Source organism: Cellulosimicrobium cellulans (genome assembly GCF_042723955.1).
GTDB lineage: Bacteria > Actinomycetota > Actinomycetes > Actinomycetales > Cellulomonadaceae > Cellulosimicrobium > Cellulosimicrobium cellulans_H.
On the sequence record NZ_JBHXIC010000004.1, the window covers coordinates 61,547 to 87,635 of the forward strand.

Genomic DNA, 26,089 nt, shown 5'->3' on the forward strand with positions numbered 1-26,089 from the left:
CCCCTCGCCGGGTCGGGGTCCGGACGAATCCAGAAAGGTACTCGGTCGTGACTTACGTGATCGCCCAGCCGTGCGTGGACGTCAAGGACAAGGCGTGCATCGAGGAGTGTCCTGTCGACTGCATCTACGAGGGCAAGCGGTCGCTCTACATCCACCCCGACGAGTGCGTCGACTGCGGTGCGTGCGAGCCGGTCTGCCCGGTCGAGGCCATCTACTACGAGGACGACGTCCCGACGGAGTGGAGCGACTACTACCGCGCCAACGTCGAGTTCTTCGACGACCTCGGCTCGCCCGGCGGCGCTGCGAAGATGGGTCTCATCGAGAAGGACGACCCGATGATCGCCGCCCTGCCGCCGCAGGCCTGAGCACACAGCACCGCCGCACGTGGGACTCGCCGACCTCTCCGGTCTCGCCTATCCCTGGGACACCCTGACCCCGTACGCGGAGCGCGCCCGCGCGCACCCGCGCGGCGTCGTCGACCTCTCGATCGGGACGCCCGTCGACCCGACGCCGGCTGTCGTGCGCGACGCGCTCGCCGCGGCGTCCGACGCGCACGGTTACCCGACGACGCACGGCACCCCGGCGCTGCGCGAGGCGGTCGCCGCCTGGTTCGCGCGGCGCCGCGGCGTGCCCGGCCTCGACCCGGACGCGGTGCTGCCCACGGTCGGCAGCAAGGAGCTCGTCGGGCTCCTGCCCGCGCTCCTGCGTCTCGGGCCCGGGGACGTCGTCGTGCACCCCCGGACCGCGTACCCCACGTACGACGTCGGCGCGCGCCTCGCGGGTGCGACGCCGCTCGCTACGGACGACGTCGACGAGTGGGCGGGGCGGCCCGACGTCCGGCTCGTCTGGGTGAACTCCCCGAGCAACCCGACCGGGCGCGTGCTCGACGCCGCACACCTCGCGCGCGTCGTCGCCGCGGCGCGCGAGATCGGCGCGGTCGTCGCGAGCGACGAGTGCTACGCGGAGCTCGCGTGGGCCGAGCCCTCCACGTCGCAGGGCGTGCCGAGCCTGCTCGACCCGGTCGTCTCGGGCGGGTCGCACGAGGGTCTGCTCGTCACCTACTCGCTCTCGAAGCAGTCGAGCATGGCCGGCTACCGGGCCGCGTTCGTCGCCGGCGACCCGGCTCTCGTCGCCGACCTGCTCGCGACGCGCAAGCACCTCGGCATGATCGTGCCCGCGCCCGTGCAGGCGGCGATGGTCGCGGCGCTGTCCGACGACACCCACGTCGCCGCGCAGCGCGAGGTGTACGCGCGCCGGCGCGAGGTGCTCGTCGCGGCGCTCGGCGACGCCGGGCTCCAAATCGACCACTCCGAGGCGGGCCTCTACCTGTGGTCACGACCGGCGGGGGACGACGGCGGCGACTGCTGGCGGACCGTGTCCGACCTCACCGACCTCGGCATACTGGTAGGGCCCGGCGCGTTCTACGGACCGGAAGGCGCGGGGCACGTGAGGGTCGCGCTCACGGCGACCGACGAGCGCGTCCACGAGGCCGCGGCTCGACTCTCCGGAGCCTGATCGCTGACGTGACCTGCCTCACAGAGGTGTGGTGTTCTCGTGACGGTTCAGGATTGGTCACGTGCGGGTGAAGCGGGGTACGGTCGACCGCGCGGCAACGGCGCGAGCAGCAGCAGGAAGGGAACCATGACCACCACTCAGCAGGCGAAGGTCCGCCTCCTCGTCGACGACCAGGCGCAGGACCTGCCCGTGGTCGCGGCGACCGACGGCAACGACGGCATCGTCGTGTCCTCCTTGCTCAAGTCGACCGGCCTCGTGACCGTCGACCCGGGCTTCATGAACACCGCGTCGTGCGAGTCGAGCATCACCTACATCGACGGCGACGCCGGCATCCTGCGGTACCGCGGGTACCCCATCGAGCAGCTCGCCGAGCAGTCGAGCTTCCTCGAGGTGGCCTACCTGCTCATCCACGGCGAGCTCCCCGACACCCCGACGCTCGAGGCGTTCGTCGAGCGCGTGAACCGCCACACCCTCGTGCACGAGGACTTCCGCACCTTCATGGGGACGTTCCCGCGGAACGCGCACCCGATGGCCGTGCTCTCCTCCGCGATCAACGCGCTGTCGACGTTCTACCCGGAGTCGCTCGACCCGTTCGACGACGAGACGGTCGAGCTCGCCACGGTCCTGCTCCTCGCCAAGACGCGCACCATCACGTCCTACCTGCACCGTCGCCGCGTCGGCGAGCCGCTGCTCTACCCCGACTACTCGCGCGGCTACGTCGACGACTTCCTGCGCATGACGTTCGCGACCCCGTACCAGCAGTACGAGGCCGACCCGGTCGTCGTCGACGCGCTCGACAAGCTGCTCATCCTGCACGCCGACCACGAGCAGAACTGCTCGACGTCGACCGTCCGCGTCGTCGGCTCGTCGCACGCCAACCTCTACGCCTCCGTCGCGGCGGGCGTCAACGCGCTCTCCGGCCCGCTGCACGGTGGCGCCAACGAGTCCGTCCTGACGATGCTCGACAAGATCGCGGGCGCCGAGTACGACGTCGACACCTTCATGAAGAAGGTCAAGAACAAGGAGGACGGCGTCCGCCTCATGGGCTTCGGCCACCGGGTCTACAAGAACTACGACCCGCGCGCGGCCATCGTCAAGAAGTCCGCCGACGCGGTGCTCTCGACCCTCGGCAAGAAGGACCAGCTCCTCGACATCGCCATGGGCCTCGAGGAGATCGCGCTCAACGACGACTACTTCATCGAGCGCAAGCTCTACCCGAACGTCGACTTCTACACGGGCCTCATCTACAAGGCCATGGGCTTCTCTCCCGCGATGTTCACGCCGCTCTTCGCGCTCGGCCGGATGCCCGGCTGGATCGCGCAGTGGCGCGAGATGATGAAGGACCCGCAGACCAAGATCGGCCGCCCGCGCCAGGTCTACGTCGGCGAGACCGAGCGCGACTACGTCCCGGTCTCCGACCGCTGACACCCGCTCCTCCGGACGCCGCGTCGCGGCCCCCCCCCCCGGGGGCGGCGGGGGCGGGGGGGGGTGGGCGGGGGCGCGCCCCCGGGGCGCGCCCCGGGGGGGGGGGGCCGCGGGTTCCGTCTTCCGGCCCCGCGTGCCGCGACCAGGGCGACGACGGCGGTCGAGCGGAGCGATCCGGCCGTCGTCAGGGCTCGTCGGGGACGGCGACGTGGACGCGGAGGAGGCCCGGGTCGAGCGGGGCGAGCTCGTCGGGGTCGAGCGGGCTCCACGTCGAGTCCTCGCGGGACCAGCGGCGGTCGCCGACCTCGACGGCGACGACGTTCGTCGCGTCCGCGGTGGCGACGGCCCACTGGGCCACGGCCCACCCGGCGCGGTCGGGCCCGCCGTCCTCGCCCGCGGCGGGCAGGCCCGAGGCGTCGAGCTGCACGGTGCTCCCGTCTCCGCCGTCGAGAGGGGACACCTGGGCCCCGTCGCCGAGGTCGCGGACCAGGCGGTCCTGGAACGGCTGTGCGGGGTCGCCGTCGGCGGGGACCTCGGTCGCGGCCACGGGGGCGAGGTCGCACGTGAGCGACGCGGGGGACCACCCGGTCAGCGCGGAGGCCCAGGCGCGCGAGCGGGGCTCGTGCTGCGCGTACGCGTCGGGGAAGGCGGACCGCTGGACGGTCTGCGCGGCGACGGTGACCTCCATGCCTTCGTACCCCTCGACGGTCTCGAGCACGTCGTAGAACGCGTTGGCCGAGTACACGGGGTCCATGATCTGCTCGACGCTGCCCCAGCCCTGGGACGGGCGCTGCTGGAACAGGCCGACGGAGTCGCGGTCGCCGTAGTCGATGTTGACGAGCCGGGACTCCTGGAGCGCGGTCGCGAGCCCGATCGTCGCGGCGCGGGCCGGGAGCCCGCGGCGCACGGCCGTGCCCGCGACGAGCGCGGCGTTGTCCGCCTGGGTGACGGAGAGGTACCAGGTGCGCCCGTCGGCGGTCGCGGCGCACCGCTCGGCCACGGGCGTCTCGTCGTCGAGCCGGTTGAGCGCGACGACGACGCCGCCCACCCCGACCGCGGCCACCGTGAGGAGGGTGACGACGGTGCGGAGCGGGCGGCGCCGGGGGCGCGCACGACCGACGTCCGGCAGGTCCCGGGGGCGGGAGGCTCGGGTCGTGGTCATGCGGGACGCCGTCGTGCTCGTCGGTGGTGGGTCAGTTCGCGTGCAGCGCGGCGTTGAGCTCGACGCCGGCGCCGGTGCGCGAGACGGCCTCGACGCCACCGGTGAGCGAGTTGCGTCGGAACAGGACGCCGGAGCGGCCGGAGAGCTCGCGCGCCTTGACGACGAGGGGCTCGCCCGCGGCGTCGGTCTGCCCGACGACGGTCACCTTGGTCCCCGCGGTGACGTACAGGCCGGACTCGACGACGCAGTTGTCGCCCAGGGGGATGCCGAGGCCCGCGTTGGCGCCGAGGAGCGAGCGCTGCCCGACGGAGATGACCTCGCGGCCGCCACCGGAGAGGGTGCCCATGATCGACGCGCCGCCCCCGACGTCGGAGCCGTCGCCGACGACGACGCCCGCGGAGATGCGGCCCTCGACCATCGACGTGCCGAGCGTGCCGGCGTTGAAGTTGACGAAGCCCTCGTGCATGACGGTCGTGCCGGGAGCGAGGTGGGCCCCGAGCCGGACCCGGTCGGCGTCCGCGACGCGGACGCCCGAGGGGACGACGTAGTCCACCATGCGCGGGAACTTGTCCACGCCGTACACGGTCACGGTCTGCCCGGTCGCGCGCAGGCGCAGGCGCGTCTCCTCGAAGCCGTCGACCGCGCACGCGCCGTGGTTGGTCCACACGACGTTCGTCAGCACGCCGAAGAGCCCGTCGAGGTTCTGCCCGTGCGGGGCGACGAGGCGGTGGGAGAGCAGGTGGAGGCGCAGGTACGCGTCGGAGGCGTCGGCAGGGGCGGCGTCGAGGTCGATCTCGGTCCGGACCACGACGACGTCCACGCCGCGCAGCTCGTCGCGCTCGGCGAGCGCGTCGAGCGAGGCGGGGACGGTCGTGTCCGCCGGGGCGGTGCCGAGCGCCGGGGCCGGGTACCAGACGTCGAGGGTCGTGCCGTCGTCGGTGACGGTCGCCAGGCCGTAGCCCCACGCCGTACGCGGCTCGGACGCGGCCGCCGAGGGGGCGGTCGCGGGGGTCGCAGAAGTCATGCGCCCCACCCTATCCGCCGCCGGTAGGGTGCTGGCGTGACCTCTCCCACCGCTGCCGCCCCGCCCGTGCTCGACCTCCGCGGCGATCTCGTCGCGCTCTTCCGCGCGGTGTGCGACACGCCGTCGGTGAGCGGCGACGAGCGGGTGCTGGCGGACGCGGTCGAGACGGCGCTGCGGGCGTACCGGCACCTGGAGGTCGTGCGCGACGGCGACACGGTCGTCGCGCGCACGACGCTCGGCCGGGAGCGGCGTGTCGTGGTCGCGGGCCACCTGGACACGGTGCCGCTCACGGACCCGCCGAACCTGCCCACGCGCGTCGTGGGGGAGGGGGCGCACGCCGAGGTCTGGGGCCGCGGGACGGTCGACATGAAGGGCGGGGTCGCGGTCGCGCTCGCGCTCGCGGCCGAGCTCGACGCCCCGGCGCAGGACGTGACGTGGGTGTTCTACGACAACGAAGAGGTCGCGTCCGACCTCAACGGGCTCGGACGCCTCGCGCGCAACCGTCCCGACCTGCTCGCGGCCGACTTCGCGGTCCTCGGCGAGCCGACGTCCGCCGGTCTCGAGGGCGGGTGCAACGGCACGCTGCGGGTCGACGTGCGCGTCCCCGGGGTCGCGGCGCACTCCGCGCGCTCCTGGACGGGCGCCAACGCGATCCACGCGGCGCACGAGGTGCTCGACCGCCTGGCGGCGTACGTCCCGCAGCAGGTCGAGGTCGACGGCCTGGTCTACCGCGAGGGCCTGAACGCCGTCGGCATCGCCGGTGGGATCGCGGGCAACGTCGTGCCGGACGAGTGCGTCGTCACGGTGAACTTCCGGTTCGCGCCGTCGCGCACGGTGGCCGAGGCCGAGCAGCACGTGCGCGAGCTGTTCGCGGGCTTCGAGGTGGTGCTCACCGACGCCGCACCGGGCGCGCGACCGGGGCTCGACGACCCGCTCGCCGCGGACTTCGCCGCCGCGGTGCTGGGCGTCACGGGCGGCGTGCCGGCGCCGAAGTACGGCTGGACCGACGTCGCGCGCTTCGCCGAGCTGGGCGTCCCTGCCGTGAACTTCGGTCCCGGGGACCCGCTGCTCGCCCACAAGGACGACGAGCGCTGCCCGGTCGGCGAGCTCGCGCTGTGCCGCGACGCGCTCCGTGCGTGGCTGACGGCCGCCCCTGCGGCATAGGCTCGTGACCATGAGCGACACGGTGCGTGACCAGGGTTCCGACGACGGCCTGCCCCAGGCGGGGACGGGGTACCGCAAGGGGCCGGTGCTGCTGCGCGGGGACCAGATCCCGCGGCAGACGACGGACCAGCGCCTCCTCGACACGGGGGGCAGCGCGGACTGGGTCCACTCGGACCCCTGGCGCGTGATGCGCATCCAGAGCGAGTTCGTCGAGGGCTTCGGCGCGCTGGCGGAGGTCGGCCCGGCCGTGTCGGTGTTCGGGTCGGCGCGGACCAAGCCGGACCACCCGGACTACGCGCTCGCGGAGGACGTCGGCCGTCGCCTCGTCGACGAGGGCTTCGCCGTCATCACCGGCGGGGGCCCGGGCATCATGGAGGCGGCCAACAAGGGCGCGTCCGAGGCGGGCGGGCTGTCGATCGGTCTGGGCATCGAGCTCCCGTTCGAGCAGGGCATGAACCGGTACGTGAACCTCGGCGTGAACTTCCGCTACTTCTTCGCCCGCAAGACGATGTTCGTCAAGTACGCGCAGGGCTTCGTCGTCCTGCCGGGTGGGTTCGGCACGTTCGACGAGCTGTTCGAGGCCCTCACGCTCGTCCAGACGCACAAGATCACCGAGTTCCCGGTGGCGCTCGTCGGCACGGACTACTGGAGCGGGCTGCTCGAGTGGGCCCGCACGGCGGTCGCCGGACGCGGCATGATCAGCGCGCACGACCTCGACCTCGTCCACCTGTGCGACGACCCCGCCGAGGCCGTCGAGTACGTGTGCGACCGCGGTGCCGAGCTGCGCGCCGAGGAGCTCGAGGCCACCGAGGAGCTCGCCCGGGCGCAGGCCGGCGACGCGAGCTGAGGGCCGCGGCGCGATGACCTCACCCGGCCCCGCCGTGCCCGCGGAGCCGTCGGGCGGGCACCCCGCCGACGCACCTGAGCCGCTGCCTCCCCTCGGGGTCCCCCCTCGCGGTTCGTCTCTCGTGCTGCGCGGACGGGTCCTGGAGCGGCCCGCGGTGATGGCGATCGTCAACCGCACCGACGACTCGTTCTACGCGGGCGCGCGCCAGCTCGACGATCGGGAGGCGCTCGCCGCGGTCGAGCGCGCGGTCGTCGAGGGCGCCGAGATCCTCGACGTGGGGGGAGTGCGGGCCGGCGTCGGTCCCGTGGTGACGCCCGACGCGGAGGTGCGTCGCGTGGTGCCCTTCGTCGAACGGGTGCGCGCCGAGTTCCCCGACCTGCTCGTGAGCGTCGACACGTGGCGGGCCGAGGTGGCGCACGAGGCGGCGCTCGCGGGCGCCGACCTCATCAACGACACGTGGGCGGGCCACGACCCGCGCCTGGTCGAGGTCGCGGGCGAGCACGGCGTCGGGGTCGTGTGCTCGCACACGGGGGGCGCGACGCCGCGCACCGACCCGTTCCGCGTGGCGTACCCCGCGCGGCCAGGTGCCGCGGACCCGCGCGACGGCGTCGTCCAGGACGTGGTGGCGACCCTCCGGGCGGCGGCCGAGCGGGCGGTCGCGTGCGGGGTCCCGCGGGCGTCGGTCCTCGTCGACCCCACGCACGACTTCGGCAAGAACACGTGGCACTCCCTGCACCTCCTGCGTCGGACCGAGGTCCTCGCAGGCCTCGGGTTCCCGCTCCTCATGGCGCTGTCCCGCAAGGACTTCGTGGGCGAGACGCTCGACCTGCCGGCCGACGAGCGGCTGGAGGGCACCCTCGCCGCCACGGCCGTCGCCGCGTGGCTCGGCGCGCGCGTCTTCCGCGCGCACGACGTCGCAGCGACCCGGCGCGTCCTGGACCTCGTCGCCGCGGTGCGCGACGAGGCCCCTCCGGCGGCCGCCCTGCGGGGCCTCGCGTGACCACGCGGCGCGCCGTGGCCGGGCCGGGCGAGCGTCCGCGGCTGCTGCGTCCGACCTCCTGGCCGTGGTGGGCGCAGGTCCTCGCGGTGTACGGCCTCGCGCGGGCGGTGAGCGCGGTGGTCCTCTTCGTCGTCGCGAGGTCCCAGGAGGCGAACCCCTGGACGGACGCCGCGCCGTCGTACCTGCCGTACGTCGCGCGCATGTGGGACGCGAGCTGGTACGAGCAGATCTACGCGTCCGGCTACCCCGATACTCTCCCCGTGGGTCCCGACGGCGCCGTCGAGCAGAACGTCTGGGCGTTCTTCCCGCTCTTCCCGGCGCTCGTGCGTGCCCTCGACGCCGTCACCGGACTGGGGTGGGACGTGCTCGCTCCCACGGTCGCGCTCGCGTGCGGCGCCGGCGCCGTCCTCGTGATCCATCGGCTGGTCGCGACGGCGGGCGCCGCGGCCGTCGAGCGCAGGCCGGGCCTGCCGCTGGCGACCGTCCTGCTCGTGAGCGTCTTCCCGTCCAGCCCCGTCCTCCAGGTCGCGTACACGGAGTCCCTCGCGCTCCTCCTCGTGGCGTCCGCGCTCCTGCTGCTGGCGCGGCGCCGCTACGGGTGGGCGGCGCTCGTGGTCGTCCTCCTCGGCTTCTCCCGCGCCGTCGCGCTGCCGATGGCGGCGGTCGTCCTGTGGCACGGGCTCGTCCGGTGGCGCCGGGGCGACCTGCGCGGGCCCGACGCCGCGCGGGTGGGCGCTCTCGTCGCCGTCGCCCTGGCGAGCGGCTTCGTGTGGCCGTGGGCGTGCAGCGTCGTGACGGGCGTGCACCAGGGGTACTTCCGCACGCAGGAGGCGTGGCGCGGGGGAGCGGAGGTCGTGCCGGTCGTCCCGTGGGTCGACGTGTCGCGCTGGCTGATGGGCGACGCCGGCCCGTGGGTCCTCGCGCTCGTGCTGCTCGCGACGGCCACCCTCGTGCTCAACCCCGTCGCGGCGCGGCTCGGACCGGAGATGCACGCGTGGTCCGGCGCGTACCTCGCCTACCTGGTCGCGGCGATCCAGCCCGGCACGTCGCTCGTGCGGTTCCTGCTGCTCGCCTTCCCGCTCGCGGCGGTGACCGTCGGGTGGACGCGGTCTCGCCTGTGGCTGGCCGCCGTGACCCTCGCCGGCGTCGCGGGTCAGGTGTGGTGGGTGTGGTCGCTGTGGCGGCTCGTCCCGCCGTCCGGCTGGCCGCCGTGAACCGGGCGCCCGGGATGTCGGTACGGGTGAACTAGACTGTCCTCGGGCGTCGTCCGAGGTCGGACGCCCCTCCTCGCGCGTGCGGGGTGGACTCGGGACAACGGAAATGGAGTGCCATCGATGGCTGCGATGAAGCCGCGGACGGGTGACGGGCCGCTGGAGGTCACCAAGGAAGGGCGAGGCATCGTCATGCGGGTCCCGCTCGAGGGTGGCGGACGCCTGGTGGTCGAGCTCAACGCGACCGAGGCCAGCGAGCTGGGTGAGGCGCTCCAGGCCGTGGTGGGCTGATTGCCCGCACGTGAGCGCCGGGCCTCCGGTCTCCCCGGGCTGCCGCGCACGCTGCCCGAGGTGGTCGGTGCCCGGGGCGTCCTGAGCGACGCGGCACTCCTCGACGACGCGCAGGTCGACGCGGTCGTCGTGGCCGTCGCGCCTCCGCGCGAGGCCGAGGACGGGTTGCAGCCGCGTGCCGGCACCGTCGACGCGACGGTGCGGTACGGCGTCGACCTCGCGGAGCTCGCCGAGCGTGCCGGTGGCCGGAGCTTTCGCGGTGTGGCCGGCGAGGTGGTCCGCGTCGACCTGCCCCGCGCCCACGCCGGGTCTGGCGCCCGCCTCCCGTGGGCGGGCCTACCACCGCGGCTCCTGCTGCTCGGGGTCGGGAACGGCACAGCGGCGGAGCTCCGGCGCGCCGGTGCGGCGCTGGCCCGCGCGTCGCGCGGGCTCGAGCGCGTCGTCAGCGCCGCGACCGCCGGCTCCGGTCCCGCGGAGGTACGCGCCTTCGTCGAGGGTTACCTCCTCGCCGCGTACGACCAGCCTCGGCAGACCGAGTCCTCCGCGGCTCCGTCCGACGCGGCCGCGGAGCAGCTCGTGCTGCTCGCGCCCGAGGACCGGCCCGACGTCACGGCACCGATCGAGGCCGCGCACCGCGCCGCGGCGGCGACGTGGCTCGTCCGCGACCTCGCCAACGTGCCGTCCGACGTCAAGGACCCGGCGTGGTTCGCCGACCGCGCGGTCGAGCTCGCCGACGCGCTCGGGCTCGACACGACCGTCCGCGGCCCCGCCGCGCTCGGCACGGAGGGCTTCGGGGCGATCCTGGCCGTGGGTGCGGGCTCGGCACGACCGCCGCGCCTCGTGACCGTCACCTACGACCCGGCGGACCACGGGGTCCTCCCGGCGGGCGCCGACGTCCGGCACGTCGTCGTCGTCGGCAAGGGCATCACGTACGACACCGGCGGACTCTCGATCAAGCCGCGCGAGGCGATGGTGCCGATGAAGACCGACATGGCGGGCGCGGCCGTCGCGCTCGCGGTCGTGCTCGGCGCCGCCCGCGCCCGCTCCGACCGCCGGGTCACCGCGGTGCTCCCGCTGGCCGAGAACCACGTGGGCGCCGCCTCGTACCGCCCGGGGGACGTGCTGCGCACGTGGTCGGGCCGGACGGTCGAGGTGGCGAACACCGACGCGGAGGGCCGCCTCGTGCTCGCCGACGCCCTCGCGTACGCCGTGGCCGAGCTCGCACCCGACGTGCTCGTCGACGTCGCGACCCTCACCGGCGCGGCGAGCCTCGGCCTGGGCCGCGGGCACGGCGCGCTGTTCGCGACGGACGGCGCCGTCGCCGACGCCCTGGAGGACGCCGCGCTCTCCACCGGCGAGCGGGTGTGGCGCATGCCGCTCGTCGAGGACTACGCGGGCGCGCTGCGCTCCGACGTCGCCGACCTCCGACACGTGCCCGTCGAGAGCCCCGGTGCCGGGTCGATCACGGCCGCGCTGTTCCTGCGCGAGTTCGTCGGGGACGTGCCCTGGGCGCACCTCGACGTCGCCGGCCCCGCACGGGCCACCGCCGACCGGCACGAGGTCGTCGCCGGGGCCACGGGGTACGGGGCGCGGCTCCTGCTCGAGGCGCTCGACCGGCTCTGACCGCAGAGTCTCCTCGCCCGCCGGGACGTCTCAGCGGCGAACGGCGAGCAGGAGGCCGTCGCCGCTCGGGAGCAGCGCCGGCAGCACGCGCTCGTCCGACCGCAGCGACCGGCCGACCTCGCGGACGATCGTCGTCACCTCGTCGCGCCGCGCCGGGTCGGCGACACGGTCGTGCGACAGCGCGCCGTCGACCGCGAGCACGCCGCCCGGGCGCAGCAGGCGCAGGCCCTGCTCGACGTACTCGGGGTAGCTGTGCTTGTCCGCGCCCACGAGGACGAGGTCGTAGGCGCCGTCGGTGAGCCGGGGGAGGACCTCGCTCGCGCGACCCGGGATGGTGCGGGTCCGCGCCGAGGGCACGCCCTCCTCCGCGAAGGCCTCCTTGGCCGCGCGCTGGTGCTCGACCTCGACGTCGATCGTCGTCAGCACGCCGTCGGCCGGCATGCCGCGCAGGAGCCAGAGCGACGCCACGCCCGTGCCGGTGCCGATCTCGACCACCGCGCGGGCGGCCAGCGACGCCGCGAGCACCTGGAGCACCGCCCCGACGCCGGGGAGCACCGTCGGGCAGCCGAGCTCGGCGGCGCGGTCCCGCGCACGCAGGAGGACGTCGTCCTCGGGGACGAACTCCTCGCTGTACACCCAGCTCGCGGCCTTCGCGCTGCGGTGGGTGCCGACGTCGCTGGTGATCGGTGCCTCCTGGTGGTCCGTCGTCCGCGCGTGCGGCCCGGGGAGGGTTTCCCTGGCGGGTGCGCTGTCTCGGATCGTACCCGCCCCCTCCCACGGCGGCCCGCTCCCGCGCCGCGCGTGTGTGCACGGGCCGTGGACGTCGCGCGCACGTCCCGCGCGAGAGGGGAACACCGGGAGGGTGCCGGGCGTTCTTCTGGGACGATGGACGACGTGGACGACGCACGACCGGGAACCAGCACGCACGTGACGCAGGAGGGTGGCGCGTGGGTGCCGCCGTCGTGGGACGAGATCGTCCGCGAGCACTCGGCGCGCGTGTACCGGCTCGCGTACCGCCTGACCGGGAACCGGCATGACGCCGAGGACCTCACGCAGGAGACGTTCGTCCGGGTGTTCCGCTCGCTGTCGAGCTACACCCCTGGCACGTTCGAGGGCTGGCTGCACCGCATCACGACGAACCTCTTCCTCGACCAGGTCCGGCGCAAGCAACGCATCCGCATGGAGGCCATGGGCGACGACGACGGGCAGTACCCGGCCCGTTCCGAGGCCCAGCCGGAGCGCGGCTTCGAGCACGCCAACCTCGACCACGACGTCCAGCGCGCGCTCGACGCGCTCTCGCCCGAGTACCGGGCCGCCGTCGTGCTGTGCGACATCGAGGGCCTGTCCTACGAGGAGATCGCCGTGACGCTGGGGATCAAGCTCGGCACGGTCCGCTCCCGCATCCACCGCGCGCGGTCCCAGCTCCGCGCCGCGCTGCCGCACCGCGACCCCGCGGACCGCCCGGCGTCGGACGACGTCCCGACGCCCGTGGCCGCCCGGGGGGTGGCGTGACGCACCTCGGCTCCCGCCTCTCCGCTCTCGTCGACGGGCAGCTCACGCCCGCCGAGGCGGAGCGTGCCCTCGAGCACGTGGCGTGCTGCCCGCGGTGCGCCGCCGAGCTGGCGGCGGCGCGTGCCGCCCGGCGGGCCCTGAGCAGCGCCGGCCCGGTCGAGCCCGCGCCCGACCTCGCGGCACGCCTCCTCGCCCTGTCGGCCCAGATCCCCTCGACCGACGGCGACCCGCTCCGCTCGGCGCCCGCGACGGGCGACCCCTGGGCGCAGCCGGTCCCCCTCCCGCGCGGTGCGTGGAGCGGGGAGGTGCGCCGGGGAGCGGTGCGTCGCCGTGTCGTCGGTCTCGTCGTCGGGGGGGTCGGCGTCGCGGCGGTCAGCCTCTTCGCACTGGGGGAGAGCCCGCTCGTCACCCCCGAGCTCCACCGCAGCGACCCGCTCAGCGTGCTCGCGCAGGCCGCGCCCCGGGCCACCGGCGCGCTCGTCGTGGGAGGGGTGCGCACCGCGGACCAGACCGAGGGCGAGGGGGCCGCTCCCGACGGCACCGCGGCGCTCGCGGCGCTCGACGCCCAGGGCTGGACCTGCCCCACGGAGCTGCCGGAGGGCTTCAGCGTGGTCGACGTCCGGGACGACGCCGCGCGCGGCGTCGTCGAGATCGACCTGGAGGCGCCGGGCGGCGAGGCCGTCGTGCGTGAGCAGGCGGGTCTCCTGGACAGTGCCGCGCTCGCGGGCGGGGAGACGTGGGACGTCGGCGGCCGCCGGGTGCACGTGCTGTCCGAGGAGCCGTGGCACGTGGTCTGGCAGTCCGGCGACACGGTGATCGACGTCGTCGCCGACACCGAGCAGGAGACGCTCGCCGCCCTCGTGGCGGCCTTCCCGGCACGTGACTACGATGCCGGGGTCCCGGCGCGCATCTCCCGGGGCTGGACGACCATGACAGGAGCGCTCGGCACCTCATGACCGACCCCCAGACCGGCCCTCGGTCCGGCCCGGAGCACGCCGGGGCGCCCGACGCCGCACGGAACCCGTTCGCACCGCCGTCCGCGTACCGCAGCGTGCCGCCCGTCCCGCCGTCGGCGCCGGTCGGCCCCGGCCCGGTCCCGCCGCCGCCGGGCGCGCCCGTCCCGCCCCCGGCCGCGTCCCCGCAGCCGTCGCCGGTCCCGGCCCCGTCCGCGGGACCGGCTGGCGCGCCGGGGCCCGCAGACCCGTGGCAGACCTTGCGCTCGTTCGGTGAGCCCGAGCCGCCGTCGGCGCCGATGCGACCCGGCGGGTCGGTCGACCCGACGCTCGTCGGGGTCCCGCGGGGCGCTGCCGGGCCGCCGTCCGGGCGCGGGCTGCGCCCCGCCGTGGTCGCGGGCGTCGCCGTGCTCGCCCTCGTGGCGGGCGCGCTGGGCGGCGTGGCGGCCGACCGGTTCCTCGGGCAGGACTCGCCCGGCCCGTACACGTCGGCCCTACCGCCCGCCAGCGTCGAGCCGGGCGCGGACCGCCCCGCGGGCTCGGTGGCGGACATCGCCGCCACGGTGCTGCCGAGCGTCGTCTCGCTCCAGGTCCGCGGGACCGACGGCGTCGCCACGGGGTCCGGCTTCGTCCTCCGCGAGGACGGGTACATCCTCACGAACAACCACGTGGTCGCGTCGGCCGCCGACGGCGGGGACGTCGTCGTGCTGTTCTCCGACGGGCACGAGAGCCCGGCCGAGCTGGTCGGGCGGACCGTCGACTACGACCTCGCGGTGGTCAAGGTCGAGGACACGGGGCTCACACCGCTCGCGCTCGGCGACTCCGACGACGTCGTCGTCGGGGACCCCGTGGTCGCCGTCGGTGCCCCGCTGGGCCTCAACGGGACCGTCACCACGGGCATCATCAGCGCGCTCAACCGGCCGGTCCAGGCCGGCGCCGCGGCCGAGACCGCGTTCATCAACGCGATCCAGACCGACGCGGCGATCAACCCCGGCAACTCCGGGGGCCCGCTCGTCAACGGGCGCGGCGAGGTCGTGGGCATCAACTCCGCCATCGCCCAGCCGCCGGGCAGCCAGTCGGCGACCGGGAGCATCGGGCTCGGCTTCGCCATCCCGTCCAACCAGGCGCGTCGGACCGCGGAGCAGCTCATCGCCGACGGTGTCGCGACGTACCCGGTGATCGGCGTGCTGCTCGACCAGGGGTACCAGGGTGAGGGCGTGCAGGTCTCGACGCAGGCCCAGGCCGGGAACCCGGCGGTGACGCCCGACGGACCGGCCGACGCCGCGGGGATCCGGCCCGGGGACGTGATCCTCTCGATCGACGACCGGCCCGTCACGGAGTCGGACGAGCTCATCGTCGCCATCCGGGCGAAGGCTCCGGGGGACGCCGTGACCCTGCGGGTCCGCACGGGGGACCGGGAGCGCGACGTCCGCGTCGTCCTCGACGAAGCCACGAGCGAGTAGTCTGTCGGCGTGTTCGGGATCAACGGAGCCGAGTTCGTCGTGCTCCTCGTCGTGGCGGTCGTCGTCATCGGTCCTGAGCGCCTGCCGCGCTACGCGGAGCAGCTCGGGTCGTTCGTGCGGTCGGCCCGGGGGTACCTGCGCGACGCGAAGGCCCGGGTCGACGCCGAGCTCGGCGAGGAGATCACGGACGTCGACTGGTCCAAGCTCGACCCCCGCCAGTACGACCCGCGCCGGATCGTGCGCGAGGCGCTCCTCGACGACGAGCCACCGCGCGAGCGGGTCGCCCCGCCGCCGCCCCCGGCGCCGTCGTCCGTGCCGCAGGGGGGCGCCGCGCCGTTCGACGACGAGGCCACCTGAGGCCCGCCCCGTTCCCTCTCCGAGCCGGAGGCGATTCGTTCCGGCACGGCACCACCTGTCAGAATGGGGCAATGTCCATCGAGGCGACGCACACCGGTCCGGCACCGGTCCAGGAGGCCACGCAGGCGGCCGGGAACCCGACGAGCACCAAGCCCCGGATCCTCTCGGGCATGCAGCCCACGGAGGACTCGCTGCAGCTCGGCAACTACATCGGCGCACTGCGCCAGTGGGTCGCGCTCCAGGACTCCTACGACGCGCTGTACTGCGTCGTCGACCTCCACGCCCTGACGGTCAACCCCGACCCGGAGCGCCTGCGCGAGCGGACGCGCCGCACGGCGGCGCAGTACCTCGCCGGCGGTGTCGACCCGGAGCGGTCCGCACTGTTCGTGCAGTCGCACGTGCCGCAGCACGCGGAGCTCTCCTGGGTGCTGTCCTGCCAGACGGGCTTCGGCGAGGCCGGCCGCATGACCCAGTTCAAGGACAAGTCCGCGAAGCAGGGTGCCGACGGCACGACCGTGGGGCTGTTCACCTACCCCGTCCTCATGGCGGCGGACATCCTGCTGTACGACGCGGCCCTCGTGCCGGTCGGGGAGGACCAGCGCCAGCACCTCGAGCTCACCCGTGACCTCGCGGAGCGACTCAACGCCCGCTTCGGCGACGGGACCGCGGTCGTGCCCGAGGCGCACATCGTGCGCTCGGTCGCGAAGATCTACGACCTCCAGGAACCGACCGCGAAGATGAGCAAGTCGTCGTCGAACGGCAAGGGCGTCATCTGGCTCCTGGAGGACCCGAAGGTCGCCGCGAAGCGGATCCGGTCCGCCGCGACGGACTCGGACACCGAGATCCGGTACGACCCGGTCGCCAAGCCCGGCGTGTCCAACCTCCTCACCATCTACTCCGCGCTCACCGGTCGCGACGTCGAGGCGATCGCCGCGGAGTACGACGGCCAGGGATACGGGCGGCTCAAGGTCGACCTCGCGGACGTGGTGGTCGACTTCCTCGTGCCGTTCCAGGAGCGCGCCAACACCTACCTCGCCGATCCCGCGGAGCTGGACGCGGTGCTCGCGCGGGGCGCTCAGAAGGCGCGCGACATCGCCGCCGGGACGCTCGCGCGCATCTACGACCGCGTCGGCCTCCTGCCTCTCGGAGGGCCGACCGCGTGAACCTCCCGGAGCGTGGGCCGGGCCAGGTGCGGATCGGCATCGCGATCGAGGTGCCGGAACCGTTCGCGACGCAGCTCCAGGACGCGCGCGCACGGTTCGGCGACCCGCTCGCACGGTCGATCCCGCCCCACGTCACGCTCCTCGGGCCGACGGTGCTCGACCCGGCCGAGCTCGACGCGGCGCGTGCGCACCTCACCGCGGTCGCCGCCACCGCCGCACCGTTCCGGGTCCACCTGCGGGGTTCCGCCACGTTCCGGCCGATCTCGCCCGTGGTGTTCATCCAGGTGGTCGAGGGCATCGCCGAGTGCGAGCACCTCGAGAGCGCCATCCGTACGGGTCCGCTCGCCCAGGACCTCCGGTTCAACTACCACCCGCACGTGACCGTCGCGCACGAGGTGCCGGACGCCGCGCTCGACGCCGCGTTCGACGAGATGGCCACCTACGAGGCGCGGTTCGAGGTCGGCGGGTTCTCCCTCTACGAGCACGGCGACGACGGCGTGTGGCGCCCGGAGCAGGTCTTCCCGCTCACCGCGGATGCCGGGACCGCGACCGCCTCGTAAGGTTCGGGGCGTGACGTCGCCCTCCACCGCCGACCCCAGCGCCGTCCGGCGCACGAGGGAGCGTGTCGAGGGGCTCGTCGAGTGGTGGAAGGACAGCCGTCCCGGGCGCGCGACCTACCGCTACCTCTACGCCCGCGGCGCGCTGCTGTGCGGCGGCATCGCCTACTCGGCCCTGTTCTCCCTCTTCGCCGCGCTGACGATCGGCTACACCGTCTTCATGCAGGTCCTCGGCGGGAGCCAGGAGCTCATGGACGCCGTGTTCGGCGAGATCAACGAGCTCGTCCCCGGCCTCATCGCGGTCGACGGGAAGCCGGGCGTGATCTCGCCCGACCTGCTGCTGCTCGACTCCGGCCTCAGCGTCACGAGCATCGTCGCCGGCGTCGTGCTCCTCTTCTCCGTCGTCTCCTTCATGTACCACCTGCGCGGCGCCGTCCGCACGATGTTCGGCGTCAGCGACGTCGGGCAGAGCGCGCTGCTCGCCCGGGCGCGCGCCCTGCTCGGCTTCTTCCTCCTCGCGCTGAGCATGCTCGTCTCCGCCGTCGCGAGCATCGCCGTCTCCTCGATCGGCTACCAGCTCCTGGAGGCGCTCGGGCTCTCCGGCGGACCCGCGATCCTCGTCACCGGAGCCGGCGTGGTGGTGAGCATCCTGCTCGACGCCCTGGTCGTCGTCGTGGTGGTCACCCTGCTGGCGGGCGTCCACGTACGCCGCCGCGACCTCCTCGTCGGGTCGCTCACCGCCGCCGTCGCGTTCGGGGTGCTCCGCTACCTCGGGTCGTCGTTCGTCGCGGGCAGTGCCAGCCGGAATGCGCTCCTCGCGTCCTTCGCCGTCCTCGTCACGCTCCTCGTCCTCGCCAACTTCACGGCGCGGATCCTCCTGGCGGTCTGCGCCTGGATGGCCGACCCGCCGCGCCCGCCCGACCCCGAGCCCGACGGCCCCCGGCACGCCCGCGACGGACGCCCCGAGCTCCCCGTCGTCGACGGGACCTCCACGGCCGGCGCCCGGCACGTGCGCGCCGCCCGGCATGCGGCGACCGAGGATGCCGGGGGCGCCGCCGTCGTGGCCGCCTCGACGGAGGAGCGTCTCCGCGCCGGCCAGGGGTCCGGCAAGCCCTGGAGCCCGATCGTCCGCGGGGTCCGTCGGGCCCGCCTCCCGCGCGGAACCTAGCCGACCGACGCGTGCGGTGCCGAGCCGCGCGCTCGAGCCGGGGCGGGACGACGCAGGGCGCCGACCGTCACGGTCGGCGCCCTGCGTGCGGGACGTGCGGAGGATCAGAAGGCGCGCGTGATCATCGCGCGCTTGACCTCCTGGATCGCCTTGGTGACCTCGATGCCGCGGGGGCAGGCCTCGGTGCAGTTGAAGGTCGTGCGGCAGCGCCACACGCCCTCCTTGTCGTTGAGGATCTCGAGGCGCTGCGTGGCGCCCTCGTCGCGGCTGTCGAAGATGAACCGGTGCGCGTTGACGATCGCGGCGGGGCCGAAGTACTGGCCGTCGGTCCAGAACACCGGGCACGACGACGTGCACGCCGCGCACAGGATGCACTTGGTGGTGTCGTCGAAGCGCTCGCGCTGCTCGGCGGACTGGAGGCGCTCCTTGCTGGGCTCGTTCCCGGACGTGATGAGGAACGGCATGATCTCGCGGTAGGACGCGAAGAACGGCTCCATGTCCACGACGAGGTCCTTGACCACGGGCAGGCCCTTGATGGGCTCGACCGTGATGGGCTTGTCGGGGTTCACGTCCTTGAGCAGCGTCTTGCACGCGAGGCGGTTGCGGCCGTTGATGCGCATCGCGTCGGAGCCGCACACGCCGTGCGCGCACGAGCGACGGAACGTGAGCGAGCCGTCGTTCTCCCACTTGATCTTGTGCAGGGCGTCGAGCACGCGGTCCGTGCCATGGGCCAGGACGGTGAACTCGTCCCAGTACGCGTCCTCGCCGTGCTCCGACTCGGGGAGGTAGCGCCGGATGCGGAGCGTGACCTCGAACGAGGGGATCTCGCCGGCCTTGGCCTCGGGGGCAGGGCTCTCGAGTGTGGCAGTCATCAGTACTTCCGCTCCATGGGCTCGTACCGGGTCTGGGTGACGGGCTTGGAGCCCAGGGCGACCTTGTAGCCGTCGAACGCCTCGACGTGGTCGAAGTAGCCGGCGACGTGACCGTCGGCGACGTCGCTGGCCGAGGTCGGACGGCGGTACGCCATCGTGTGCAGCATGTAGTTGGCGTCGTCGCGGTCCGGGAAGTCCTCGCGGTAGTGGCCGCCGCGCGACTCCTTGCGGTTGATCGCCGCGACGACCGTGACCTCCGCGATGTCGAGGAGGAAGCCGAGCTCGATGGCCTCGAGCAGGTCGGTGTTGAACATCCGGCCCTTGTCCTGGACCGAGACGTTCTTGTACCGCTTCTGCAGGTCGCGGATGTCCGCGAGGGCCTGGTTGAGCGACTCGCCGGTGCGGAACACCTGGGCGTTGGCGTCCATGGTCTCCTGGAGGGCCTTGCGCACGTCGGCGACGCGCTCGCCGTCGGGGCGGTTGCGCATCTCCTCGAGCTGCGCGATCACCGCCGCGGCAGGGTTCTCCGGGAGCTCGGTGTACGACGCCGTCGCGGCGTACGCGGCGGCCGTGCGGCCGGCACGCTTGCCGAACACGTTGATGTCGAGCAGCGAGTTGGTACCGAGGCGGTTGGAGCCGTGGACGCTGACGCACGCGACCTCGCCGGCGGCGTAGAGGCCCTTGACGACGTTGTGGCTGTCGCGCAGGACCTCGGCCTCGACGTTGGTCGGGATGCCGCCCATCGCGTAGTGCGCGGTGGGGTACACGGGTACGGGCTCGGTGTACGGCTCGATGCCCAGGTACGTGCGGGCGAACTCGGTGATGTCCGGGAGCTTGGCGTCGATGTGCGCGGGCTCGAGGTGCGTGAGGTCGAGCAGGACGTAGTCCTTGTTCGGCCCGGCGCCGCGGCCCTCGCGGACCTCGTTCGCCATCGACCGGGCGACGATGTCGCGCGGCGCGAGGTCCTTGATGGTGGGCGCGTAGCGCTCCATGAACCGCTCGCCGTCGGCGTTGCGGAGGATACCGCCCTCGCCGCGCGCGGCCTCCGACAGGAGGATGCCCAGGCCCGCGAGGCCCGTCGGGTGGAACTGGAAGAACTCCATGTCCTCCAGGGGCAGCCCGCGGCGGTAGGCCAGGGCCATGCCGTCGCCCGTGAGCGTGTGCGCGTTGGACGTCGTCTTGAAGATCTTGCCCGCGCCGCCGGTCGCGAAGATGATCGCCTTCGCCTGGAACACGTGGATCTCGCCGGTCGCGAGGTCGTAGGCGACGACACCGGTCGCGGTGACGGGCTCGCCGTCGGCGATCTCGCCCGTCGACAGGTCGTGGTCCGTGATGAGGTCGAGGACGTAGAACTCGTTGAAGAACTCGACGTCCTGCTTGACGCACTGCTGGTAGAGCGTCTGGAGGATCATGTGGCCGGTGCGGTCGGCGGCGTAGCACGAGCGGCGCACCGCGGCCTCACCGTGGTTACGGGTGTGCCCGCCGAACCGGCGCTGGTCGATGCGACCCTCGGGCGTGCGGTTGAACGGCAGGCCCATGCGCTCGAGGTCGAGCACCGCGTCGATGGCCTCCTTGGCCATGATCTCCGCGGCGTCCTGGTCGACGAGGTAGTCGCCGCCCTTGACCGTGTCGAAGGTGTGCCACTCCCAGTTGTCCTCCTCCACGTTCGCGAGGGCGGCGCACATGCCGCCCTGCGCGGCGCCCGTGTGCGAGCGCGTGGGGTAGAGCTTGGAGATGACGGCCGTGCGGACCTTGCCGGACGACTCCAGCGCTGCGCGCATCCCGGCGCCGCCTGCGCCGACGATCACGACGTCGTACTGATGGGTTTGCATCGGGGTCGATGCCTCCTGGGAGAGAGCCGGGTGGAGCGAGAAGACGGGGGCGTGGGTGGTGCGGTGCTCAGGCCGTGCAGAACGACGCGAGCAGCTCGGCCGGCGCGTTCGCGGGGCACGGGTCGAACGTGAAGATCACGAGCGTGCCGAGGACCGTGACGATCGTGAACGCGAGGTACAGCGCGAGCTTGAGGACGAGGCGAGTGCCGTCACGCTCGGCGTAGTCGTTGATGATCGTGCGCACGCCGTTGGTGCCGTGGAACATGGCCAGCCACAGCATGAGCAGGTCCCAGATCTGCCAGAACGGCGAGGCCCACTTGCCGGCGACGAAGCCGAAGTCGATGGCGTGCACGCCCTCGCCGACCATGAGGTTGACGAAGAGGTGCCCGAAGATGAGGACGATCAGCACGACGCCGGACGCGCGCATGAAGATCCAGCTGTACAGCTCGTAGTTGCTGCGCGTGGACTTGCGGCGCTTGTAGGGGTCGCGCGGGCTCGCGACCTCGACCGTGGGTGCGGCGGCCATCAGTGCCCCCCTCCGAAGACGTTCATGAGGTGACGCGGCAGGAAGCCGGCCATCGTCACGACGAACAGGCCGACGACGATCCAGAGCATCGTGCGCTGGTACCGCGGGCCCTTGGCCCAGAAGTCGACGAGGATGATGCGGATGCCGTTGAACGCGTGGAACACGATGGCCGCGACCAGTCCCGCCTCGCCCAGGCCCATGATCGGCGTCTGGTAGGTCCCGATGACGGCGTTGTAGGCCTCGGGCGACACCCGGACGAGCGCCGTGTCGAGCACGTGGACGAGCAGGAAGAAGAAGATGAGCACGCCGGTCACGCGATGCGCGACCCACGACCACATGCCTTCACGGCCGCGGTAGAGCGTGCCAGCTGGTGCACTGGGCACTTTGGGGGCCTCCTGTGGCGAGATCAGGGGGAGATGTCACGTTCCGGACGTGGCCCGGAACTCCCTCAGTCCGGACCGCGGGACCGTCGTCGGCATCGGTCTCTGGGCTTCCACCATAGTGACATCGGCGTCATGATGCGGACCGCCGGGGGCGGCGGAACGGCCCTGCGCGGGGGGTTTGTGACTGATCCCACAGCCCGCGGGGGAACTGCGTGCCTCACTATGCTGCCCCCATGGCCTCTTCGCCTCACCCCTCGTCCGCCGCGGCCGCGTCGCCGATCCCCGGGTTCCACGCCGTCGTCCCGGCGGGAGGGGCCGGCACGCGGCTGTGGCCGCTCTCGCGTGCGGGCTCGCCCAAGTTCCTCCTCGACCTCACCGGGTCGGGCCGCTCGCTCCTCCAGGCGACGGTCGACCGGCTCGTGCCGCTCGCGGGAGAGCAGGGCGTGGTCCTCGTCACCGGGGACCGGCACGTCGCCGCCGCGCGCACGCAGCTCCCGGGCCTCCCGGCCGAGAACGTCCTGGCGGAGCCGTCGCCGCGTGACTCGATGGCGGCGATCGGTCTCGCCGCGGCGGTCCTCGAGCGGCGGCACGGCGACGTCGTGGTGGGGTCGTTCGCCGCGGACCAGGTCATCACGGGCCGGGACGCGTTCGAGTCGTCGGTGCGTCAGGCGGTGGAGGCCGCGCGCGCGGGGTACGTCGTGACGATCGGGATCGCGGCCTCGCGGCCCTCGACGGCCTTCGGGTACGTGCACAGCGGCGCCCCGCTCGGCGTCGAGGGCGCTCCGAGCGCGCAGCACGTGCGCGGGTTCACGGAGAAGCCGGACGCGACGACGGCGCAGCGCTACCTCGCGTCCGGCGAGTACCGGTGGAACGCCGGCATGTTCATCGTCCGGTCGTCCGTCCTCCTGGGGCACCTCGCAGACCAGCGCCCGGAGCTGCACGACGGCCTGCGTGCGATCGCCGCGGCGTGGGACGGCCCCGACCGCGACCGCGTGCTCGCCGAGCGCTGGCCCGCGCTCGAGCGGATCGCGATCGACCACGCGGTCGCCGAGCCGGTCGCGGCCGTGGGCGGCGTCGCCGTCGTCCCCGGCACGTTCGGCTGGGACGACGTGGGGGACTTCAACTCGCTCGCCGCGCTGCTGCCCTCGGTCGACGGTGCCGGTTCGAAGGTCCTCGGCGACACGGGCCGGGTCGTGCGTCGGGAGAGCGCGGGGTCCGTGGTCGTGCCCGCGAGCGATCGCGTCGTCACGGTGCTCGGCCTCGACGACGTCGTGGTCGTCGACACTCCGGACGCGCTGCTCGTCACCACGCGCGCCCGGGCCCAGCAGGTGAAGTCGATGGTCGAGACGGTGCGCGAGCTCGGGATGGACGAGCTCCTGTGACCGCCGACGTGACCCTCGCCGCCCGCATCGCCGCCGCCGCCGCGCGCCACGTGGACGAGGTCGTGGCGATCCGCCGCGACATCCACGCCCACCCGGAGGTCTCGCGCGCCGAGACGCGGACGACGGCGCTGCTCGCGGACCGGCTGCGGGCCGCGGGGCTCGAGCCACGGCTCCTGCCCGGCACGGGCCTCGTGTGCGACGTCGGCCCCGAGCCGGGGGGCGTGACGGCCACCGGGACGCCCGACGACGCGCCGTCGCCCGGGCGTGTGGCCCTGCGCGCCGACCTCGACGCGCTGCCGCTGCAGGACAGGTGCGACCTCCCGTGGGCCTCGACGGTCCCCGGCGTGGCGCACGCGTGCGGCCACGACGTGCACACCGCCGTGGTGCTGGGGGCCGGCCTGGTCCTCGCCGACCTCCACGCGCAGGGCGAGCTGCGCCGCGGCGTGCGGCTCGTCTTCCAGCCCGCGGAGGAGGTCCAGCCCGGCGGGTCGCTCGACGTCCTCGCGGCGGGCGCCATGGACGGTGTCGACGAGATCTACGCGGTGCACTGCGACCCCAAGGTCGACGTGGGCCGCATCGGGACGCGCATCGGCCCGATCACGTCGGCGTCCGACGAGGTCTCCGTGACCATCGCGTCCCCCGGGGGGCACACGTCGCGCCCGCACCTCACGGGTGACGTGGTCTACGCGCTGGGCCAGGTCATCACCCAGGTCCCCGCGGTACTGGGCCGGCGGCTCGACCCCCGCTCGGGCGTGAACCTCACGTGGGGCGCCGTGCACGCGGGGTCCGCGCACAACGCGATCCCGAGCACCGGGACGGTGCGCGGCACGCTCCGCTGCCTGGACGTGCGCGCGTGGGAGTTCGCGGGGCAGGTGCTGCACGACGCCGTCGAGCAGGTCGTCGCGCCCTACGAGGTCGAGGTGACCGTGCACCACACGCGCGGCGTCCCGCCGGTGGAGAACGACGAGCGCTGCACGGGCCTGCTCGAGGCCGCCGCGCGCGACGTCCTCGGCCCGGACTCGATCCTGCTGACCGAGCAGTCGCTCGGCGGCGAGGACTTCGCCTGGTACCTCACGAAGGTCCCGGGCGCGATGGCGCGGCTGGGCACGCGGACCCCCGGCGGGCGCAGCTTCGACATCCACCAGGGCGACCTCCAGGTCGACGAGCGCGCGGTGGACGCGGGGATGCGGCTGCTGGCCCGTGTCGCCGCCGGTCAGGACGGGTGAAACGGTCCCGACCCGTGGACAGGGGTGTGTCACGCCTCAGACGCAAAGTGACGCTTGCATAACGAAGCAGCGGCGTTACCGACAAGTAACGTGCAAGACCCCTCGGGCTGATTAGTGTTCGGTCCTATAGAGGCCGACGGACCGGTCCTCCCGTGCAACGGCGCTCGGGAGGGCCCAGGGGTCCTTCCCTGCGCGGCCCTGCTACGAGAACGACAGGAGCTATCAGGTGAAGAGAGCGACTCAGGTCACCGCGCTCGCGGCCGTCGCCGCGCTCGCGCTGGCCGCGTGCGGCGCCGCACCCGAGGACGACGAGACGACTGGCGGCGGCGACGAGACCGCGGGCGGAAACTCCGACTTCTCCGCGTGCATGGTGTCCGACGCCGGCGGGTTCGACGACCAGTCCTTCAACCAGGCCGGGTTCGAGGGTCTGGAGCAGGCCGAGTCGGAGCTCGGGATCACGGCGACCGAGGTCGAGTCCTCGGCCGACACGGACTACGCGCCGAACATCGACAACCTGGTCCAGCAGGGCTGCAACCTCGTCATCGGCGTCGGGTTCCTGCTCGAGGACCCGATCCAGGCGGCAGCCGAGGCGAACCCGGACACCAACTTCGCCCTCATCGACTCGTCGTTCTCGGACGCGGACTTCAACCCGGTCGAGATCGACAACGCGAAGCCGATCCTCTTCAACACGGCCGAGGCCGCGTTCCTCGCGGGCTACCTCGCCGCGGGCATGACCGAGACGGGCACCGTCGCCACGTTCGGCGGCATCCAGATCCCGTCGGTCGCGATCTTCATGGACGGCTTTGTCGACGGCGTCGCGAAGTACAACGAGGACAACGGCACCGAGGTCAAGACCCTCGGCTGGGACAAGGAGGCCCAGACGGGCTCCTTCACCGGTGACTTCGAGAACCAGGCGAACGGCCAGAACCTCGCGCAGGGCTTCATCGACCAGGGTGCGGACATCATCATGCCCGTCGCCGGCCCGGTCGGTCTCGGTGCGGCGGCCGCCGCGCAGAGCGGCGGCGCGAAGATCATCTGGGTCGACTCGGACGGCTTCCTCACGACGGAATACGGCGACATCATCATCACGTCCGTCATGAAGCAGATCGGCCCGGCGGTCTTCGACACGGTGAGCGAGTCGGTCGACGGCAACTTCACCAACGAGCCGTACGTGGGCACGCTCGAGAACGAGGGCGTCGGCCTCGCGCCGTTCCACGACTTCGAGGACAAGGTGCCGGCCGAGCTGCAGGACATGCTCGCCCAGTACCAGGAGCAGATCATCGCCGGGGACCTGGTCGTGGAGTCGACCAACACCCCGTGACGACTCTCTGAGACCGTCGGTCCCGTGCCTGCTGCGGCGGCCGGGTGCGGCGGGGGGGGGGGGCGGGGGGGGCCGAGGGCCCGCCCCCCGGGGGGATTGGGGCGCGCCCGGG

At 73.6% G+C, this 26,089-nt stretch carries 26 protein-coding genes; 19 read left to right on the plus strand and 7 right to left on the minus strand.

Features of this window, described 5'->3' with window-relative positions; genetic code table 11:
• Positions 1 to 47 precede the first annotated feature (47 nt).
• From fdxA to ACFWH7_RS02240, 3 genes are all read left to right on the plus strand, one after another.
• Positions 48 to 365, plus strand: a complete 318-nt coding sequence (fdxA, locus tag ACFWH7_RS02230) for a ferredoxin (protein ID WP_024841122.1) — start codon at positions 48 to 50, stop codon at positions 363 to 365.
• 19 nt (positions 366 to 384) lie between these two features.
• Complete coding sequence (dapC, locus tag ACFWH7_RS02235; RefSeq protein WP_378214806.1) at positions 385 to 1,515, plus strand: succinyldiaminopimelate transaminase; 1,131 nt, start codon at positions 385 to 387, stop codon at positions 1,513 to 1,515.
• 126 nt (positions 1,516 to 1,641) lie between these two features.
• On the plus strand, positions 1,642 to 2,940 hold the full coding sequence (locus tag ACFWH7_RS02240; RefSeq protein WP_087471542.1) for a citrate synthase: 1,299 nt from the start codon (positions 1,642 to 1,644) through the stop codon (positions 2,938 to 2,940).
• A gap of 184 nt (positions 2,941 to 3,124) precedes the next feature.
• On the opposite strand, the gene ACFWH7_RS02245 is transcribed toward ACFWH7_RS02240, so the two are convergent.
• Positions 3,125 to 4,102, minus strand: a complete 978-nt coding sequence (locus ACFWH7_RS02245) for a hypothetical protein (RefSeq protein ID WP_378214807.1) — start codon at positions 4,100 to 4,102, stop codon at positions 3,125 to 3,127.
• 31 nt (positions 4,103 to 4,133) lie between these two features.
• Positions 4,134 to 5,126 (minus strand): 2,3,4,5-tetrahydropyridine-2,6-dicarboxylate N-succinyltransferase, encoded by a 993-nt coding sequence (gene dapD / locus ACFWH7_RS02250; RefSeq protein ID WP_378214808.1) that lies wholly within the window; start codon positions 5,124 to 5,126, stop codon positions 4,134 to 4,136.
• Positions 5,127 to 5,162: 36 nt separating this feature from the next.
• Here dapD and dapE point away from each other — a divergent pair, with 36 nt between their 5' ends.
• From dapE to ACFWH7_RS02280, 6 genes are all read left to right on the plus strand, one after another.
• A complete protein-coding gene (dapE, locus tag ACFWH7_RS02255) occupies positions 5,163 to 6,290 on the plus strand; it encodes a succinyl-diaminopimelate desuccinylase (protein ID WP_378214809.1) in 1,128 nt (375 codons plus the stop codon).
• Positions 6,291 to 6,300: 10 nt separating this feature from the next.
• Positions 6,301 to 7,137 carry an LOG family protein gene (locus ACFWH7_RS02260; RefSeq protein ID WP_047233518.1) on the plus strand — a complete coding sequence of 279 codons (837 nt, stop codon included), beginning with the start codon at positions 6,301 to 6,303 and terminating at the stop codon, positions 7,135 to 7,137.
• A 13-nt stretch (positions 7,138 to 7,150) separates the two neighbouring features.
• Positions 7,151 to 8,137: a dihydropteroate synthase gene (gene folP, locus ACFWH7_RS02265; protein WP_378214810.1), complete on the plus strand. Its 987-nt coding sequence runs from the start codon at positions 7,151 to 7,153 to the stop codon at positions 8,135 to 8,137.
• Positions 8,134 to 9,351, plus strand: a complete 1,218-nt coding sequence (locus ACFWH7_RS02270) for a hypothetical protein (protein ID WP_378214811.1) — start codon at positions 8,134 to 8,136, stop codon at positions 9,349 to 9,351. Before folP ends, ACFWH7_RS02270 begins: the two co-directional genes overlap by 4 nt.
• Positions 9,352 to 9,471: 120 nt before the next feature.
• Positions 9,472 to 9,639 carry a DUF3117 domain-containing protein gene (locus tag ACFWH7_RS02275; protein ID WP_064506638.1) on the plus strand — a complete coding sequence of 56 codons (168 nt, stop codon included), beginning with the start codon at positions 9,472 to 9,474 and terminating at the stop codon, positions 9,637 to 9,639.
• Complete coding sequence (locus ACFWH7_RS02280) at positions 9,640 to 11,262, plus strand: leucyl aminopeptidase family protein (protein ID WP_378214812.1); 1,623 nt, start codon at positions 9,640 to 9,642, stop codon at positions 11,260 to 11,262.
• 30 nt (positions 11,263 to 11,292) lie between these two features.
• Here ACFWH7_RS02280 and ACFWH7_RS02285 read toward each other — a convergent pair whose 3' ends face one another.
• Positions 11,293 to 11,898, minus strand: a complete 606-nt coding sequence (locus ACFWH7_RS02285; protein ID WP_378214813.1) for an O-methyltransferase — start codon at positions 11,896 to 11,898, stop codon at positions 11,293 to 11,295.
• 249 nt (positions 11,899 to 12,147) lie between these two features.
• Between ACFWH7_RS02285 and sigE the strand changes: the two genes are divergently transcribed.
• From sigE to ACFWH7_RS02320, 7 genes are all read left to right on the plus strand, one after another.
• On the plus strand, positions 12,148 to 12,774 hold the full coding sequence (sigE, locus tag ACFWH7_RS02290) for an RNA polymerase sigma factor SigE (RefSeq protein ID WP_378214814.1): 627 nt from the start codon (positions 12,148 to 12,150) through the stop codon (positions 12,772 to 12,774).
• Positions 12,771 to 13,730 carry a zf-HC2 domain-containing protein gene (locus tag ACFWH7_RS02295; RefSeq protein WP_378214815.1) on the plus strand — a complete coding sequence of 320 codons (960 nt, stop codon included), beginning with the start codon at positions 12,771 to 12,773 and terminating at the stop codon, positions 13,728 to 13,730. Before sigE ends, ACFWH7_RS02295 begins: the two co-directional genes overlap by 4 nt.
• Positions 13,727 to 15,190: a S1C family serine protease gene (locus ACFWH7_RS02300; RefSeq protein ID WP_378214816.1), complete on the plus strand. Its 1,464-nt coding sequence runs from the start codon at positions 13,727 to 13,729 to the stop codon at positions 15,188 to 15,190. The genes ACFWH7_RS02295 and ACFWH7_RS02300 overlap by 4 nt, the downstream gene beginning before the upstream one ends.
• A 9-nt stretch (positions 15,191 to 15,199) precedes the next feature.
• Positions 15,200 to 15,547 (plus strand): twin-arginine translocase TatA/TatE family subunit, encoded by a 348-nt coding sequence (locus ACFWH7_RS02305; RefSeq protein WP_378214817.1) that lies wholly within the window; start codon positions 15,200 to 15,202, stop codon positions 15,545 to 15,547.
• A 71-nt stretch (positions 15,548 to 15,618) separates the two neighbouring features.
• The gene (gene trpS / locus ACFWH7_RS02310) at positions 15,619 to 16,710 is read left to right on the plus strand and encodes a tryptophan--tRNA ligase (protein WP_378214818.1); all 1,092 of its coding nucleotides are present in this window, start codon (positions 15,619 to 15,621) and stop codon (positions 16,708 to 16,710) included.
• The gene (locus tag ACFWH7_RS02315) at positions 16,707 to 17,270 is read left to right on the plus strand and encodes a 2'-5' RNA ligase family protein (RefSeq protein WP_378214819.1); all 564 of its coding nucleotides are present in this window, start codon (positions 16,707 to 16,709) and stop codon (positions 17,268 to 17,270) included. Before trpS ends, ACFWH7_RS02315 begins: the two co-directional genes overlap by 4 nt.
• 10 nt (positions 17,271 to 17,280) lie before the next feature.
• Positions 17,281 to 18,435: a YihY/virulence factor BrkB family protein gene (locus ACFWH7_RS02320; RefSeq protein WP_378214820.1), complete on the plus strand. Its 1,155-nt coding sequence runs from the start codon at positions 17,281 to 17,283 to the stop codon at positions 18,433 to 18,435.
• A 104-nt stretch (positions 18,436 to 18,539) separates the two neighbouring features.
• Here the strand turns inward: ACFWH7_RS02320 and ACFWH7_RS02325 are convergent, their stop codons facing one another.
• From ACFWH7_RS02325 to sdhC, 4 genes are all read right to left on the minus strand, one after another.
• Positions 18,540 to 19,307, minus strand: a complete 768-nt coding sequence (locus ACFWH7_RS02325) for a succinate dehydrogenase iron-sulfur subunit (protein ID WP_087471552.1) — start codon at positions 19,305 to 19,307, stop codon at positions 18,540 to 18,542.
• On the minus strand, positions 19,307 to 21,139 hold the full coding sequence (gene sdhA / locus ACFWH7_RS02330; RefSeq protein WP_378214821.1) for a succinate dehydrogenase flavoprotein subunit: 1,833 nt from the start codon (positions 21,137 to 21,139) through the stop codon (positions 19,307 to 19,309). The genes ACFWH7_RS02325 and sdhA overlap by 1 nt, the downstream gene beginning before the upstream one ends.
• Positions 21,140 to 21,206: 67 nt before the next feature.
• Complete coding sequence (locus ACFWH7_RS02335) at positions 21,207 to 21,665, minus strand: succinate dehydrogenase hydrophobic membrane anchor subunit (RefSeq protein ID WP_378214822.1); 459 nt, start codon at positions 21,663 to 21,665, stop codon at positions 21,207 to 21,209.
• Positions 21,665 to 22,048 (minus strand): succinate dehydrogenase, cytochrome b556 subunit, encoded by a 384-nt coding sequence (sdhC, locus tag ACFWH7_RS02340; RefSeq protein ID WP_081772373.1) that lies wholly within the window; start codon positions 22,046 to 22,048, stop codon positions 21,665 to 21,667. Before sdhC ends, ACFWH7_RS02335 begins: the two co-directional genes overlap by 1 nt.
• A gap of 233 nt (positions 22,049 to 22,281) precedes the next feature.
• On the opposite strand from sdhC, the gene ACFWH7_RS02345 reads away from it, so the two are divergent.
• The 3 genes from ACFWH7_RS02345 (at position 22,282) to ACFWH7_RS02355 (ending at position 25,977) form a co-directional block, all read left to right on the plus strand.
• Positions 22,282 to 23,430 (plus strand): mannose-1-phosphate guanylyltransferase, encoded by a 1,149-nt coding sequence (locus ACFWH7_RS02345; RefSeq protein ID WP_141388664.1) that lies wholly within the window; start codon positions 22,282 to 22,284, stop codon positions 23,428 to 23,430.
• Positions 23,427 to 24,656, plus strand: a complete 1,230-nt coding sequence (locus tag ACFWH7_RS02350; protein ID WP_378214823.1) for an amidohydrolase — start codon at positions 23,427 to 23,429, stop codon at positions 24,654 to 24,656. Before ACFWH7_RS02345 ends, ACFWH7_RS02350 begins: the two co-directional genes overlap by 4 nt.
• 226 nt (positions 24,657 to 24,882) lie before the next feature.
• Positions 24,883 to 25,977, plus strand: coding sequence for a BMP family lipoprotein (locus tag ACFWH7_RS02355; RefSeq protein WP_378214824.1), 1,095 nt, complete (start codon positions 24,883 to 24,885; stop codon positions 25,975 to 25,977).
• Positions 25,978 to 26,089 lie beyond the last annotated feature (112 nt).